The sequence below is a fragment of the Pseudomonas fluorescens genome (assembly GCF_000968015.1).
Classification (GTDB): Bacteria; Pseudomonadota; Gammaproteobacteria; order Pseudomonadales; family Pseudomonadaceae; genus Aquipseudomonas; species Aquipseudomonas fluorescens_W.
The window spans coordinates 347,158-362,475 of sequence record NZ_LACH01000017.1; the positions used below are offsets into that span (position 1 = coordinate 347,158).

Below are 15,318 nucleotides of genomic sequence, written 5' to 3' on the forward strand. Positions count from 1 at the left end.
GTAGGAGCATTCCGAAATGTTACCGATATCAATGAATAAAACGACGCGTGACAACAGCCAATAAGAAAAGTGCCATCATTGTGATAGCACTTTATATTTCAAGCAAAGTTCCAAAATGGAACTTTCGGTATCGCGGAAATTTCATGCCGGGATTCAAGATCCCTCCTACATCAATACTTTGGATGCCTTGTTAGCGTGCACGGGATTTTGGCGATCTGCTCGGGCCAGGCACGACTCGGGCGTCGCGATTTTTTCTCTCTCAGCTTAAGGACGAGCTAAAGAAGCAAAGGGATAAGCGCATGTTCGCACCGGCCAATGCTGCCCACTTCACCCTTGTGATCCCGACGGTTCGCAACGATTTTAAAGTGCTGGCCTTTGAAGGCACTGAAACCATCAGCGCGTTGTACTCAATCAACGTCGATCTGGTCAGCGAGTACCCGGATATCGATCTGGAGACCCTGCTTCACCATCCTGCATTTCTGCAATTTGGCCATCATGGCGAAGGTATTCATGGCCATATCGCAGGGGTGTCCGTGGGCGATGTCGGTAAGCGCCTGACCCGCTATCGCGTGAACCTGGTGCCGGCACTGCATTACTTGCAGTTCAGCCAGGATCAGAGAATTTTCCAAGGTCAGACGGTGCCGCAAATCATCGCCCAGGTCCTCAAGGGGCACGGCATTCAGGCCGATGCATTTACCTTCCACGTCAAAACAAGTCCCCCGCGCGAATACTGCACTCAATACCGGGAAAATGATTTGGAGTTCGTCCTGCGGCTCTGCGCCGAAGATGGCATTACGTGGCATCACCAGCATTCCCCGGAAGGCCATGCGCTGGTGTTTACCGATGACCAGACATACTTCCCCAAATTGGGCGAAACCCCTTATCAGCAAGACGCGGGCATGGTGGCGGAACATCCGGTCGTCAGCCAGTTTTCCATGGGTTTCAAAACCCGCCCCAGCATCGTTACCCGCCGTGACTACGACCTGAAACGCCCAAACGCATTGCTGGAAAGTCGCTTTACCGCTGAGTTCGACCCCAAGCTGGAAGACTATAGCTACCCGCTACCATTGGAGAGCGAAAAACGCGGTAACCAACTGGCCCAGCAGGCACTGGAGCGGCACCGGGTCGATTATCAGTTGGCGGAGGGAAAAAGCGACCAGCCGACGCTGCGCTGCGGCCATTTTTTCGGCCTGACGAGATGCCCACACGAAACGCTCAACGATCTATGGCTGCCGCTCAGCTCAGCGTCACCCACTTTGGAAAGCAGCCACAAGTGCTCGAAGAGTCAGTCACCAGCGCGACCGAAACAGAGGACGGCTTTACTCAGGGCTACCGAAATAGCTTCAGCGCGATTCCCTGGGATGTGTTTTATCGGGCACCGATGCCTGCACCAAGACCCATGCTGAATTGCCAGACCGCCCGCGTCACCGGGCCTGTCGGTGAAGAGATTTACTGCGATGAATTCGGGCGCGTCAAAGTCAAATTTCACTGGGACCGGTCTCAACGCAACACTGAAAACAGCAGTTGCTGGCTGCGGGTAGCGTCCAGTTGGGCGGGGGACAACTTTGGCACAGTGATCATTCCGCGCATCGGGATGGAAGTCCTCGTCACCTACCTTGAAGGCAATCCTGACTACCCGCTGATCACTGGTTGCCTGATCAACAAGGTCACGCCACCGGCCTACCCATTGCCCGAAAACAAAACCAAAACTGTACTTCGTACCCACAGCTCTCCCACTACGGGTGGCTATAACGAATTGTCGATGGACGATCGCGCTGGCGATGAGTTGGTCCACCTGCGTGCTCAGCGGGATATGGAACAGAAGGTCGGGAACGACAGCCGGATTGAGGTGGGTAATGAGAGTCGAGTCACCATCAAGGGTGACCGTATTACGGTGCTGGGATCTGAAGAGCACCTCACTATCACGTCGGATCGAAAAATCCAGGTAAGCGGTAACGACTACCTGCATGTCTCTGGCGACAGCCACACCAGAGCCGATGAAACGCTGGTTATCGAAGCCGGTCAGCACGTGCACATCAAGGCCGGCGCACACCTTGTGATAGATGCAGGTGAGAGCCTTTCCATAAAGGTCGGCGATCAACACATCGTGCTCAACTCCGACGGTATTTTCAGTAGTAGCGCGATTGAGGTCGGCGGTTCTCCTGCGCCCGGCACGGCCGCACATACATTGCTTCAGGGGGCAGCGGCAGGCCTGTTGGTATCCGTCGCGCCTGAGCCTGCGCCATCGAAAGAGAATGAATCGGATGAGCTGGAGGAAGAGGAGGAAGAAGTCGAAGAAGAAGGGATTACTTTGCGGATCGGGGTGTTTTTTGATGGCACTGGGAATAACCGATCCAACAGTGAAATGGTTGCCGGGTGTTATGCGCGGGATGTAAATCTGGTGGAGGAGGCTGAGGATATTCCGCGGTTTTGTCAGGCGCATGGGTATGACGTTCAGGGGAACACGCCGGATAACAGTTTTGGGAATGACACGAGTAATGTGGCGAAGCTGTATGACCTGTACACCGATGACAGTAAGCGGTTATTGGCTGATGACGAAACCATAGGTTTCATCCCCGTTTATCTGGATGGCATCGGTACGAGCAGTGGTGAAGGGGATTCACGTTTTTCACTGGCGACCGGCGCAGGCGCCTACGGCGTGCTGGCGAGAGTTGGGCAAAGTCCCTCGCTCATAAGACAAAAGCTTCGGGAGTTTCAGCAGAGCAACCCGGAAAGGAAAATTGAGCGAGTGGAGCTCGATGTTTTTGGCTTCAGTCGAGGAGCCGCCGCGGCTCGGCACTTCGCAAATGAAGTCATGAAGGGCAACCAAAGTATTCTGGCTTCGACCCTGACAGATGCTCCCGGTTTTGTTGAGGGCTTTAACTGGTGCGCCAATACGGATGTCTCTATCAACTTTATCGGCATCTTCGACACCGCTGCCGCAGTAGGCAGCATCACTGACGGTGACTTTAGCGTCCACGACGCCAACAACCCCGGTGTTAACTTGTATCTAGCGCCCGATGTGGCAAAAAAGGTCGTGCATTTGGTGGCGCGGGACGAGCGCCGCCATAACTTCTCACTCAACAGCGCCGGCGCTACTGATATCGAGCTGCCCGGCGTCCACTCCGACTTGGGTGGCGGGTATATACCAAACTTCATTGAAAGAGTTCTGCTTAGCAAGCCGCGCTGCAGCCGCGACATGGAACTTTACGAGCCTTCCACAGCGTCAACCGCCTATCGTTGGGCTCAGCAAGAGCTAGGTCGCCTTCAGGATCAACTCAATCTGTATGGGCTAACACTGAAGGTGAAAACCTGGGCGGTGGAGATGACTGGCAACGCAAAAGGCGACAGATCCAAATCGAAAAATGTCTATGCAGCGGTCCACAGCGAGCGGACTGTGCGCAACGATCTGGCGTTGATTTACCTGAGAATCATGCGCGAGTTGGGGGCCAGGCACGACGTCCCGTTTAAGGTTATTGACGAAGAGGATCAAACGTACGCATTACCGACAGAGCTGAAATCGATTGCCGAAAAACTGATGGCTTATGCGTTAGGCGACACTCGCCGCACGAGCCTGAGCTTCGACGAAGAGGAACTGCTCTACCGCCGCTACATCCATCTGTCTGCCAACTGGAATGCTGCCAAAGGCTGGAACAACAGCGATCTGAACATCGTGTTTATCAATCGACCCGCCGAAAACTATAAACGCGTGGTGCATCCTAATGCGTAAGCGCTCATACATGCTTAAGACCGGCTTTGCGCTGCTATTCGCGTTATTGGGAGGATGTGCCTCTGTCGAGAGCAGATCACTACCTTATGACGCGTGGAGCCTTGATTTTTTTTCGCCTGACTATATGGAAGTCTGGATCGAAACGGTCAGTGTCGTTGATATCAATGAGCGCGTGTTCCTTCGCGCGGGCAGCGGTATACCGGCTATGGGGTATCCACGCGCAATGAGCAAAGGCATACCGTCTGAGCTGAGAGGAAAACCAGCGGGATGGCGAGAGAATCCAGGAGGAAAGGGTCGGTATGTGACTGGCGCTGACCTGCCTCGTTTGGTCTATGTGCGCTGGCAGTCCATGGCCGAACCACAGACCTATGAAGCCTACATCGAGATTACTGAATCAGTCAGACAGTTAATGCGTAAACGCGAGGACGTATTTTGCGCATTTGACGGCAAGGTCATAACGGACTATCGACAACTGCTTGTGGTTGGCTTGGCCCCTGGAGGTATCGCCAAAGTCTGGGTAAAGGGCCCTTGCCTCTCGGCGACGGAGGTCACCCGAGTCCAAGGCACGATCAGTTCCAAAGGCCCCTACGGGGGCACGTCCAATGGAAAACATCGGCCGCTTTCAGAAGAGTCCAAAGCCTATATCGAAAAGTTCGGAATCCCCTATGGAAGTTGGTGAGGCGTGCCAAGACCGCAATGATTAAACATCGCCTGAGAGTGCTTGTTTAAAAGCCTTTTAGGTAACGTCGTGAAAGCTACAACTCCTTGCGCCGTTGCCTACGGCTACGCCAGAATCCGCCGGCTTGTGCGCCTTGGGGGCGGTCGGTAACTTGATTCTCGTCACTGCCCATCAGTGATCGGGTTTAGTCGCTCGCTGGTAATTGAAGTTGCACAAGCTTCTGTCAGACAGGTATTTCCTACCTGCATTTGATGGTGGCTGTGCGTAGGGCACCTTCGGGTGCGCCGGCTTCTTCAATTCCCCGGTCCGACTAACCTGCGTACAGCTGCCACCCCTTCGTTTAGTCGGCGAAGTGTTGTCAGCATCATTCAAGGAATTGAAGATCATGTTCAAGGTCACACCAAACCCGCCGGACACCGACCCAATCTCCCCCTACGAAAGCCCCGATTCAAACAAACTCAACGAAGCCGCCGAGCGCGCCCTCGACCATCACTTCCCGCCAGCCGACCCCAAACCACCAAAACGCAACGGCCAGCTCTTCAGCGTCTGCCCGGGTATCCACCCTGAAACCCTTCTCGCCAATGCCTCGGAAGATTTGCTGTCCATCAGCGCCATCGCCGCCAACCTCGCCGACGATGTGGACGGTTCCCGCCGCTCCGTAGCCTTGGCGCTCAGCCGCATGGCTGACGGGGTGCATTTGTTGGTGGAGAGAATGCTGGATCATCTGGATGAGCCGGAAATGGCAGCGATACTCGCCAGGCAGTCGTAAACCCTGAGTGCACGGTGAGCCTGACGCACCGCATTTTCTGATATTACGACTGCTTCGCAGCCGAACGCAGGCTTCGTCAGCTGCTACACGGATCGCGTCTTGGCTTAAGTGATTGGCGTTACCCTCGCCCCATAAAAAAATGGGCACCCAACCTCGTTGGCGTGCCCATTTTTTATTCCGCTCACCCGCTACGCGGGAAGTCGGTGCGTGTTACGGATTAACGCTGTCTTTCAACGACTTGCCTGGCTTGAACGCAACAGTGTTGCTGGCCTTGATTTTGACGGGCTCACCGGTTTGCGGGTTTTTGCCGGTGCGGGCACCGCGATGGCGTTGCAGGAAGGTACCGAAGCCCACCAGCGTAACGCTGTCCTTGCGGTGCAGAGCGCCGGTGATTTCTTCGAGAACGGCGTTGAGAACGCGGTTGGCCTGCTCTTTGGTGAGGTCTGCTTTTTCAGCAATTGCAGCGGCGAGTTCTGGTTTACGCATTAGTGAAGCCCCTTTGACGGTTTTTTGTTGTTATGTCCGTGCTGTTCTCGTTGGAACAGCGCCCAAAGCGCCGCAGATGCTCTACTCTGCGGCAGACGGGAGTGAGAATGGCACGCAGCGAAGAGCCGCGCCAGTCTCGGCGCGACCTTTGTAAGGGCAAAAGAGGGGTGATTCCGACAGAACGACCGGTATTTACGCCAGCAGTGCCGGAAGCTCTTTGTTCAGGGCCAGTTTTTCCATCACGGCCGCGCCTGTCAGGGCATAACCCAGCAGTTTGCCGCCGGCATCGCGGCACAATACCTTGATGTCCGCGCCCTGCCCTTCGACTGTCCAGACGCCCTCCAAACCCCGTGGTGGCGGTGAAACCACCAAGGGGCAGACCGGCGTTTTAACGGTGATGGGCATCGGGCCATAACTCACCGCCGTCGGGTTTCCGGCGAGGGTCTGGGCCAGCGCTCTCGCACAGCTCATGAGGGGCATGACGTACAACAGATTCAGCCCATCGACTTCGGCGCAGTCGCCCAAGGCATAGATATTGGCGTGGGAGGTTTTCAGGTGGCGATCGACCACCACGCCGCGATTGACCTGCACACCGGCCGCCGCCGCCAGGTCGATGCGTGGACGCAGGCCAATGGCCGACACCACCACATCGCAAGGGATCACCTGGCCATCGGACAGATGCGCTTCCAGTCCGTCAGCGACGCGCTGCAAGCGATTGAGTACCGGCCCGAGGTGGAAGCGTGCGCCCAGGCTTTCCAGCCCTGCCTGGACCGCAGCGGCCGCCGCCGGGTGCAACAGGGTCGGCATGACCTGCTCACACGGTGCAACCAGTTGCACCTCATAGCCGCCAAGGATCAGGTCGTTGGCGAACTCGCAGCCGATCAGGCCGGCGCCGAGCAGCAACACCCGACGTTTGCCGGCCGCCGCTGTGCGAAAGCGCGCGTAATCTTCCAGGTCGTTGATCGGGAAGACTGCGTCAGCCGCGTCGCCTTCGATCGGCACTCGCACGGTTTCCGCGCCCCAAGCGAGGATCAGGTCACGGTAAAACACCGCTTCCTCACCGATCCACAAGCGTTTGTGGCCCGGATCGATGCCGCTGATACGCGTGTGTGTACGCACTTCGGCCTTCAACTGCTCGGCCATGGTGCCCGGTTCGGCCATACTCAGGCCGTCGGCGTCTTTGTTTTTGCCGAAGCCGGTGGAGAGCATCGGCTTGGAGTAGGAGCGTCCGTCATCGGCAGTAATCAGCAGCAGCGGGGTTTCGCCATCGAGTTTGCGAAACTCCCGGGCCAGGTTGTAGCCAGCCAGCCCGGTACCGACGATCACGACAGGTGCGTTCATTCCTTACTCCTCAGTTATTTAAGCGGCGATTTCGATCATTTCAAAATCCAACTTGCCCACACCGCAGTCCGGGCACAGCCAGTCTGCCGGTACGTCTTCCCACCGGGTGCCCGGCGCAATGCCGTCATCCGGCCAGCCGTCGGCTTCGTTGTAGATCAGGCCGCAGACCACACATTGCCACTTTTTCATTCAGGTACTTCCTCAGGGTTCAGTCTTTTACCGGCGCGAACGGTCGATGGTTGTAGCGCTGCCGTCCGGCTCAGTGCGTTTTGTACTGATGGGGCCGGGCAGTTGCAAGCCTGTTCGGCGCAACGGGCGGCCGGATCACTCAAATTTATTAGCTGACATGTTAAGCTCGCCGCCTCATTTGCTGCCAATAATGACTCACTGTGCCGCACTCAAAATCCCCCGCCATGACCCCGCTTTGGCTCCCTCGAAGCCAACTGACGCCCCTCCCCGACACGTCTACCCTCGACTGGCTGTTCGACGAAGGCTCTTTGACCCGACGCCTGATCCGTTTGTCGAATGATGGCTTCAGCGTCACGCCCCTTTTCGAAGGCTGGCAGCTCCTGCGCGCCGACGAATGTGCCGCGCTGGACCTGGCCGAAGGCAGCGAGGGCTGGGTTCGCGAGGTGTATCTGCGTGGCCACGGCGAAGCCTGGGTATTTGCGCGCAGCGTGGCGGCGCGCAGTGCGTTGCAGGGCGACGGTCTGCACATGGACGAATTGGGCAGCCGCTCCCTGGGCGAATTACTGTTTTGCGATCAAGCGTTCCAGCGCCGAGCTATCGAGGTTTGTCACTATCCTCAGGAGTGGCTGCCAATGGAGTCCCGGGCACCTGAGCTGTGGGGCCGTCGCTCGCGTTTCGATCGCGGCGCCTTGAGCGTGCTGGTGGCCGAAATCTTCTTGCCGACCTTGTGGAACGCGACCCGCGCCCATCCGGAGAATTGCTGATGTACCAAAGCCTGCTCAAGTCCCTGAATCGCTTGAATCCACGGGCCTGGGATTTCATTCAGCTGACCCGTATGGACAAACCGATCGGCATTTATCTGCTGCTGTGGCCGACGCTGTGGGCGCTGTGGATTGCCGGCAAAGGGTCGCCGTCACTGGCCAATATCGTCATTTTCGTCTTGGGCGTGGTGCTGACCCGTGCCGGCGGCTGCGTGATCAATGACTGGGCGGACCGCAAGGTCGACGGCCACGTGAAACGCACCGAACAACGGCCACTGGTGAGCGGCAAGATCAGTTCCAAAGAAGCCTTGGTGTTCTTCGCGTTGCTGATGGGCGTGAGTTTTCTGCTGGTGCTCTGCACCAATGCCACAACGGTCTGGTTGTCGTTCGGCGGTTTGGCGCTGGCCTTCACTTACCCGTTCATGAAGCGCTACACCTATTACCCGCAAGTGGTGCTCGGCGCGGCGTTCTCCTGGGGGATGCCGATGGCGTTCACCGCCGAGACCGGTGAATTGCCGGCAGCGGCGTGGTTGCTGTGGATCGCCAACCTGCTGTGGACTGTCGGCTACGACACTTATTACGCGATGACCGACCGCGACGACGACCTGAAGATCGGCGTGAAATCCACGGCGATTCTGTTTGGCGAAGCGGACCGTGTGATCATCCTGACGCTGCAAGGGCTGGCGCTGGGTTGCCTGCTGCTGGCCGGGTCGAAATTCGAGCTCGGTGGCTGGTTCCACCTCGGGTTGCTGGCGGCGGCGGGCTGTTTTGCGTGGGAGTTCTGGTACACCCGTGGCAAGGACCGGATGCGCTGCTTCAAGGCGTTTTTGCACAACCACTGGGCCGGGTTGGCGATTTTTGTCGGGATTGTGCTGGATTACGCGCTGCATTGACCGTTGGAACAGATCGCAGCCTGCGCCCGCTCCGACAGGGGGATGGAGCGACCGCAGGCTGCGAACTGTTTACGGCGCAGACGAATCGCTTATTTATGCTCGCGCATGATGTGCCAGACTTCCTTCATATTGTCGCCTGCCATGTCACCAGGTTTTTTGTCCTTCATGAACGTGTAAAGCGGCTTGCCGTCATAGGCCCACTGCATCTTACCGTCGTCACGTTTGATCGTGCTCCACTTGCCTTCGGGCTTGGCGCCCGCTGGCGCCATCATTGGCGGCCAGTATTCAGCGCACTCGCCGTTGCACATCGACTTACCGCCTGAGTCCTTGTCGTATGTGTACACCGTCATGCCCTTGTGATCGACCATCATCCCTTCTTTCATCATCGCTGGCTCGGCGGCGAAGGCCAGAGTCGGCAGCGTTAGCGCAGCCGTGACCAGCAGAGCCTTCCAGGTTTGAGCAATGTGTTTCATGGAAACCTTCCTTTTGTGGTTGTCAGGATTCGGAATTAGAGCTTAGTTCAGGATCATGACAATCGCCGGGCGACTAAAATACTGTCACACGACTGCAATAATTCCGTTATCTAATGCGGCGCAAGACAGTTAAATGACAAGAGGATTAAAGGCATGGTTGGCAGGAGTATTCTGATCGTCGACGACGAAGCGCCCATTCGCGAAATGATCGCCGTTGCGTTGGAAATGGCCGGCTATGACTGCCTGGAGGCCGAGAACTCGCAGCAGGCCCACGCCATCATTGTCGACCGCAAGCCGGACCTGATCCTGCTCGACTGGATGCTGCCCGGCACGTCCGGCATCGAGCTGGCCCGACGCCTCAAGCGCGATGAGCTGACCGGGGACATCCCGATCATCATGCTCACCGCCAAGGGTGAAGAGGACAACAAGATCCAGGGCCTGGAAGTCGGTGCCGATGACTACATCACCAAGCCTTTTTCCCCTCGTGAGCTGGTTGCGCGCCTCAAGGCCGTGCTGCGCCGTGCCGGTCCAACCGATGGCGAGACGCCGATCGAAGTCGGCGGCCTGCTGCTGGACCCGATCAGCCACCGTGTGACCATCGACGGCAAACCCGCCGAGATGGGCCCGACCGAATACCGCCTGCTGCAATTCTTCATGACCCACCAGGAACGCGCCTACACCCGTGGCCAGTTACTGGATCAGGTCTGGGGCGGCAACGTTTATGTTGAAGAGCGCACCGTCGACGTGCACATCCGCCGCCTGCGCAAAGCCCTCGGTGATGCTTACGAAAATCTGGTACAAACCGTGCGCGGTACCGGTTACCGGTTTTCCACCAAGGCCTGACCCGGACCCTCCCCGCCCGACAAGCTGACAAGGACGCGCGTTCAAGTGAACCAAAACTGGCATGGCACCCTGATCCGCCACATGCTTTTGCTGGTGACCGGTTGCCTGGTGATCGGCCTGATTACCGGCTACTACGGCTGGAGCCTCGCCGTGGGCCTGGGCCTTTACCTGGCCTGGACGCTCAAGCAATTGTTGCGCTTGCACGAATGGCTACGTCTGCACAAACCCGATGAAGCACCACCCGATGGCTATGGCCTGTGGGGCGAAGTGTTCGACAGCATCTACCACCTGCAACGTCGCGACCAACGTGTACGCGGGCGTCTGCAAGCGGTGATCGACCGGGTCCAGGAATCCACCGCCGCGCTGAAAGACGCGGTGATCATGCTCGACAGCGATGGCAACCTCGAATGGTGGAACCGCGCCGCCGAAACCCTGCTCGGCCTCAAGACCCCGCAAGACAGCGGCCAGCCGGTGACCAACCTGGTGCGCCATCCGCGCTTCAAGGAATACTTCGAGCAGAATAGCTACTCCGAACCGCTGGAAATTCCGTCACCGATCAATGATCGCCTGCGCATTCAGCTGTACATCACCCGCTACGGCAACAACGAACACTTGATGCTGGTGCGCGACGTGACGCGTATCCATCAACTGGAACAGATGCGCAAAGACTTCATCGCCAACGTCTCCCATGAATTGCGCACGCCGTTGACGGTGATCTGCGGTTATCTGGAAACCCTGCTCGACAACGTCGAGGACGTGAACCCGCGCTGGTCCCGTGCCCTGCAACAGATGCAGCAGCAAGGCGGACGCATGCAGACGCTGCTCAACGACTTGCTGCTGTTGGCCAAACTGGAAGCCACCGATTACCCGTCGGACAACCAGCCGGTGGCCATCGACGGCTTGCTGCAATCGATCAAGGGCGACGCTCAGCAGTTGTCTGCTCAGCGCAATCAGAAGATCACGCTGGAAGCCGACCCGACGATTCTGCTCAAGGGCAGCGAAGCCGAATTGCGCAGCGCGTTTTCCAATCTGGTGTTCAACGCGGTGAAATACACACCGGCCGAAGGCAATATCCGCATCCGCTGGTGGGGTGATGAGCAAGGCGCACACTTGAGCGTGCAGGATTCCGGCATCGGTATCGATAGCAAACACCTGCCGCGCCTGACCGAACGCTTCTACCGCGTCGATTCCAGCCGCAACTCCAACACCGGCGGCACGGGGCTCGGCCTGGCGATCGTCAAACACGTGCTGCTGCGCCACCGCGCGCGGATGGAAATCAGCAGTGTGCCGGGCCACGGCAGCACCTTTACCTGCCATTTTGCGCCGGCCCAGGTCACCAAATCCCGGGTCATCAGCGCCGCCGACTGATACCGGCCGGCACGCGCCACTAGGCAATCGCACGGTCAGCCGCTACATTGGCTGACTTGTGCCTGCCCTTCAGGCACACTTTTTTCTTTCCTTTCGAATACACGGAACCCGCAAAACTCCATCATGGACCCTTCCCCTGGCTTGACCCTCGCGACACTCTTCGCCGATTTCGGCATGATTCTTTTTGCTCTGATCCTGGTTTTGCTCAACGGCTTTTTCGTTGCGGCCGAATTTGCCATGGTCAAATTGCGCTCGACCCGGGTCGAAGCCATCGCTGATAAAAACGGCTGGCGCGGGCATATCCTGCGCACCGTTCACAGTCAGCTCGATGCTTACCTGTCGGCGTGCCAATTGGGTATCACCCTCGCCTCCCTGGGCCTTGGCTGGGTCGGTGAACCGGCGTTCGCGCACATCCTCGAACCGATCCTTGAAGCCGTCGGCGTGCAGTCGGCCGAAGTGATCAAAGGCGTGTCGTTCTTCGCCGCGTTCTTCGTCATCTCGTACCTGCACATCGTGGTCGGTGAGCTGGCCCCGAAATCCTGGGCCATCCGCAAACCCGAGCTGCTGTCGCTCTGGACCGCTGTGCCGCTGTACCTGTTCTACTGGGCCATGTACCCGGCCATTTACCTGCTCAACGCCAGCGCCAACACGATCCTGCGGATCGCCGGCCAGGGTGAACCCGGCCCCCATCACGAGCACCATTACAGCCGTGAAGAACTGAAACTGATCCTGCACTCCAGCCGTGGCCAGGATCCGAGTGACCAAGGCATGCGCGTTTTGGCCTCGGCGGTGGAAATGGGCGAGCTGGAAGTGGTCGACTGGGCCAATTCCCGGGAAGACCTGGTGACGCTGGAGTTCAACGCGCCGCTGAAGGAAATCCTGGCGATGTTCCGTCGCCACAAATTCAGCCGTTATCCGGTGTACGACAGCGATCGTCAGGAGTTCGTCGGCCTGCTGCACATCAAGGATTTGCTGCTGGAACTGGCAGCCCTGGACCACATTCCCGAGTCGTTCAACCTCGCCGAACTGACCCGGCCGCTGGAGCGGGTTTCGCGCCATATGCCGCTGTCGCAGTTGCTGGAACAGTTCCGCAAAGGCGGCTCGCACTTCGCCCTGGTCGAAGAAGCCGATGGCAACATCATCGGCTACCTGACCATGGAAGACGTGTTGGAAGTACTGGTCGGCGACATTCAGGACGAGCACCGCAAGGCTGAGCGCGGGATCCTCGCGTACCAGCCGGGCAAGCTGCTGGTGCGCGGCGACACGCCATTGTTCAAGGTCGAGCGCCTGCTGGGCATCGATCTGGACCACATCGAAGCCGAAACCCTCGCCGGGCTGGTCTACGAAACCCTGAAACGGGTGCCGGAAGAGGAAGAAGTGCTGGAAGTCGAAGGCTTGCGGATCATCATCAAGAAGATGAAAGGGCCGAAGATCATTCTGGCCAAGGTGTTGATGCTGGATTAACTGTCGGCAGGGACTTTTGTGGCGAGGGGATTTATCTGTGGCGAGGGGATTTATCCCCGTTGGACGGCGAAGCCGTCCCAAGCCTTTAAGTAAAGCGGGGTCGCTTCGCGACCCAACGGGGATAAATCCCCTCGCCACAATTAATCTCCATCACCTTCACTGTTTGCCGAGCGCAAAGTTCGGCAAGCTGCCGACCGGTTGATTGAACTGGTACGGGATCGACACCAGCCCCAACCCGGTATTGCGCTGCACCACGAAATGCAGGTGCGGCCCGCTGCTGTTGCCGGTATTGCCCGACAAGGCCAGTGGACTCCCCACCGACACCCGCTGCCCCTCGCGAACGCTCACCGAACCTTGTTTAAGGTGCAGATACACGCCCATCGTCCCGTCATCGTGCAGTATTCGCACGAAATTGCCCGATGGATCGTTGCCGCGGCCGGTCTGGGCATTCTCGGTTTTCACCACCACACCGCCACGCGCCGCGATGATCGGGGTGCCTTCGGGCATGGCGATGTCCATGGCGTAGCGGTTCTTGGGGCCGAAGTGGCTGTATTGGCCATTGGCGCCCTGACTCAATCGAAACGGTCCGCCACGCCAGGGGAACGGGTATCGATAGGCCATGGTGGCTCCTGAGGGGTCGCCCAGGGAGTATTCGAATTTTGGGGTGTACGCGAGCGGCATCTCGGCTTTTGTGGCCGTGAGCAGCGCCAGACGAATACTGCTGCGTGCCGGCATCACCCGGCGAATCGGTCGGCTCGGCGCACCACTGACGTTCTGCAGCCCGGCGAAGCTCAACTCGATCTCTACCGGCGCGTACAGGTCATTGCGTACGTAAACGCTGTCCACGCCCTTCTTCTTGGTGATGACGAGGTACACCTGACGCTCAAGATTCTCGACCATGCGATCACGAAAAACGAACACCTTGGAGCCCGTCGTGGGGCGGTCGCTGTAGGAGACCACGCCATTGGCGTCGGTGGACTTGTAGATCGTCATGGCCATCGCTGAGGTGGAGGCCATGAAAAGACCTAAGAAAAACAGCAGGCGCGCGAGCATGGGCAAGATTCTGTCGAGTAAGGCCTGGGTAGGAGCCTAGCAGCTGCAATGGACCCGGGTAGTCGGCAGATGTTTCAAAATGGGCAGTTCAGCGGATGTGCGGTGAATTCGAAGACCTCATCGCGAGCAGGTCGAATCGTCGCACCGTCGCTCCCACATTTGAAATGCATTCCAATGTGGGAGCGAGCTTGCTCGCGAAGGCGGCCTGTCAGGCGACGAAGATTACGCGCCGGGTATGAAATGCTTCTGCGCCGTACCACGTGCTATCAGTCGCGAGATGTAGTCGAGCTTCTGCGCATCCTGGTCGACGAAGCGGAAGGTCAGTTGCAGCCACTCGCTGTCGGGCTTCTGCTCGTGGGCGACGATGGCGTGCAGGTAGCCGTTCAGACGGGCGGTTTCGGCGTTATCGCCCTGCTCCAGGTCGAGCACGGCGCTGTCGAGCACTTGCGGCAGGGTGTCGATGCGTTTCACCACCAGCAATGCTTCCTTGAGACTCAAGGCCTTGATCACACATTGCTGAATGCCGTTTGGCAGACGCAATTGGCCTTGGCCACGACCGCCCGTTGACGCTGCGGAGGACGCTGGAGGCTTGATCGGCGGGCTGTTGAGCAGACCGCGAGACGGAGCAGCCGCCGGGGCTGGCGCAGCGGGGACAGGTTTGGCGAACGGGCTGACCGGCGCCGCGGCGGGTGCGACCACGGCAGCCTTGCCGCTGGTCAATGCGCTCAGGGAATCATTGCCGAACGCCGAGTTCATTTTGGTCGGCGCGCTGTTCATCAAGGTGTCGAGCTTGCCGACCTTGTTCAGGGCCTGCTTGACCTTGGTCAGCAGTTGCTCGTTGGTGAACGGCTTGCTGACGTAGCCGGAAACCCCGGCCTGGATCGCCTGGACGACGTTCTCTTTATCGCCTCGGCTGGTCACCATCACGAACGGCATGGTCTTGAGGTTGTCCTGCTCGCGGCACCAGGTCAGCAGCTCCAGGCCGGACATTTCCGGCATTTCCCAGTCGCACAGGACCAGGTCGAACGCTTCCTGTGCCAGCAAGGCCTGAGCCTTCTTGCCGTTGACCGCATCTTCGATCCGGATCCCAGGGAAGTAGTTGCGCAAGCACTTCTTCACCAGGTCACGAATGAACGACGCGTCGTCCACAACCAACACACTGACCTTACTCATCCATCACCCCTTTAAAAAATCCCGGCAAGCATACCGCTTTGCTGATGGCACATTGCCAAAAACCTTCAGTCACGCCGGGACTTTTCGTTCGCGGGT

General features: G+C 58.3%; 13 protein-coding genes and 1 pseudogene. 8 read left to right on the forward strand and 6 right to left on the reverse strand.

Annotated elements, in window-relative coordinates:
• The first annotated feature begins 299 nt into the window (after window positions 1-299).
• The 3 genes and pseudogenes from tssI (at window position 300) to VD17_RS11285 (ending at window position 5,178) form a co-directional block, all read left to right on the forward strand.
• Window positions 300-3,730, forward strand: a pseudogene (gene tssI / locus VD17_RS11275) (type VI secretion system tip protein TssI/VgrG).
• The gene (locus tag VD17_RS11280) at window positions 3,723-4,409 is read left to right on the forward strand and encodes a DUF2931 family protein (protein ID WP_046053881.1); all 687 of its coding nucleotides are present in this window, start codon (window positions 3,723-3,725) and stop codon (window positions 4,407-4,409) included. Before tssI ends, VD17_RS11280 begins: the two are co-directional and overlap by 8 nt.
• 385 nt (window positions 4,410-4,794) lie before the next feature.
• Window positions 4,795-5,178, forward strand: coding sequence for a DUF6124 family protein (locus tag VD17_RS11285; RefSeq protein ID WP_046053882.1), 384 nt, complete (start codon window positions 4,795-4,797; stop codon window positions 5,176-5,178).
• A gap of 210 nt (window positions 5,179-5,388) precedes the next feature.
• On the opposite strand, the gene VD17_RS11290 is transcribed toward VD17_RS11285, so the two are convergent.
• The 3 genes from VD17_RS11290 to VD17_RS11300 form a co-directional block, all read right to left on the reverse strand.
• Window positions 5,389-5,664: an HU family DNA-binding protein gene (locus VD17_RS11290; protein ID WP_003213368.1), complete on the reverse strand. Its 276-nt coding sequence runs from the start codon at window positions 5,662-5,664 to the stop codon at window positions 5,389-5,391.
• Between the two features lie 192 nt (window positions 5,665-5,856).
• The gene (locus tag VD17_RS11295) at window positions 5,857-7,005 is read right to left on the reverse strand and encodes an NAD(P)/FAD-dependent oxidoreductase (protein WP_046053883.1); all 1,149 of its coding nucleotides are present in this window, start codon (window positions 7,003-7,005) and stop codon (window positions 5,857-5,859) included.
• 18 nt (window positions 7,006-7,023) lie between these two features.
• On the reverse strand, window positions 7,024-7,194 hold the full coding sequence (locus VD17_RS11300) for a rubredoxin (RefSeq protein WP_033059298.1): 171 nt from the start codon (window positions 7,192-7,194) through the stop codon (window positions 7,024-7,026).
• A gap of 224 nt (window positions 7,195-7,418) precedes the next feature.
• On the opposite strand from VD17_RS11300, the gene VD17_RS11305 reads away from it, so the two are divergent.
• Both VD17_RS11305 and ubiA read left to right on the forward strand, forming a co-directional pair.
• Window positions 7,419-7,958 (forward strand): chorismate--pyruvate lyase family protein, encoded by a 540-nt coding sequence (locus VD17_RS11305; protein ID WP_440130564.1) that lies wholly within the window; start codon window positions 7,419-7,421, stop codon window positions 7,956-7,958.
• Window positions 7,958-8,848 (forward strand): 4-hydroxybenzoate octaprenyltransferase, encoded by an 891-nt coding sequence (ubiA, locus tag VD17_RS11310; protein ID WP_046053885.1) that lies wholly within the window; start codon window positions 7,958-7,960, stop codon window positions 8,846-8,848. The genes VD17_RS11305 and ubiA overlap by 1 nt, the downstream gene beginning before the upstream one ends.
• Before the next feature lie 89 nt (window positions 8,849-8,937).
• On the opposite strand, the gene VD17_RS11315 is transcribed toward ubiA, so the two are convergent.
• Window positions 8,938-9,321: a COG4315 family predicted lipoprotein gene (locus VD17_RS11315; protein ID WP_046053886.1), complete on the reverse strand. Its 384-nt coding sequence runs from the start codon at window positions 9,319-9,321 to the stop codon at window positions 8,938-8,940.
• 153 nt (window positions 9,322-9,474) lie between these two features.
• On the opposite strand from VD17_RS11315, the gene phoB reads away from it, so the two are divergent.
• The 3 genes from phoB (at window position 9,475) to VD17_RS11330 (ending at window position 12,996) form a co-directional block, all read left to right on the forward strand.
• Entirely contained in the window at window positions 9,475-10,164 is a 690-nt protein-coding gene (gene phoB / locus VD17_RS11320) for a phosphate regulon transcriptional regulator PhoB (RefSeq protein WP_008150066.1), read from the forward strand.
• Window positions 10,165-10,245: 81 nt separating this feature from the next.
• Window positions 10,246-11,532, forward strand: coding sequence for a phosphate regulon sensor histidine kinase PhoR (gene phoR, locus VD17_RS11325; RefSeq protein ID WP_259674555.1), 1,287 nt, complete (start codon window positions 10,246-10,248; stop codon window positions 11,530-11,532).
• A 123-nt stretch (window positions 11,533-11,655) separates the two neighbouring features.
• Window positions 11,656-12,996 (forward strand): hemolysin family protein, encoded by a 1,341-nt coding sequence (locus VD17_RS11330; RefSeq protein ID WP_033059291.1) that lies wholly within the window; start codon window positions 11,656-11,658, stop codon window positions 12,994-12,996.
• 156 nt (window positions 12,997-13,152) lie between these two features.
• Here VD17_RS11330 and VD17_RS11335 read toward each other — a convergent pair whose 3' ends face one another.
• Together VD17_RS11335 and VD17_RS11340 are read right to left on the reverse strand one after the other, a co-directional pair.
• Window positions 13,153-14,049, reverse strand: a complete 897-nt coding sequence (locus VD17_RS11335) for a peptidoglycan DD-metalloendopeptidase family protein (protein WP_046053888.1) — start codon at window positions 14,047-14,049, stop codon at window positions 13,153-13,155.
• A gap of 222 nt (window positions 14,050-14,271) precedes the next feature.
• Window positions 14,272-15,222, reverse strand: coding sequence for a response regulator (locus VD17_RS11340; protein WP_046053889.1), 951 nt, complete (start codon window positions 15,220-15,222; stop codon window positions 14,272-14,274).
• Window positions 15,223-15,318 lie beyond the last annotated feature (96 nt).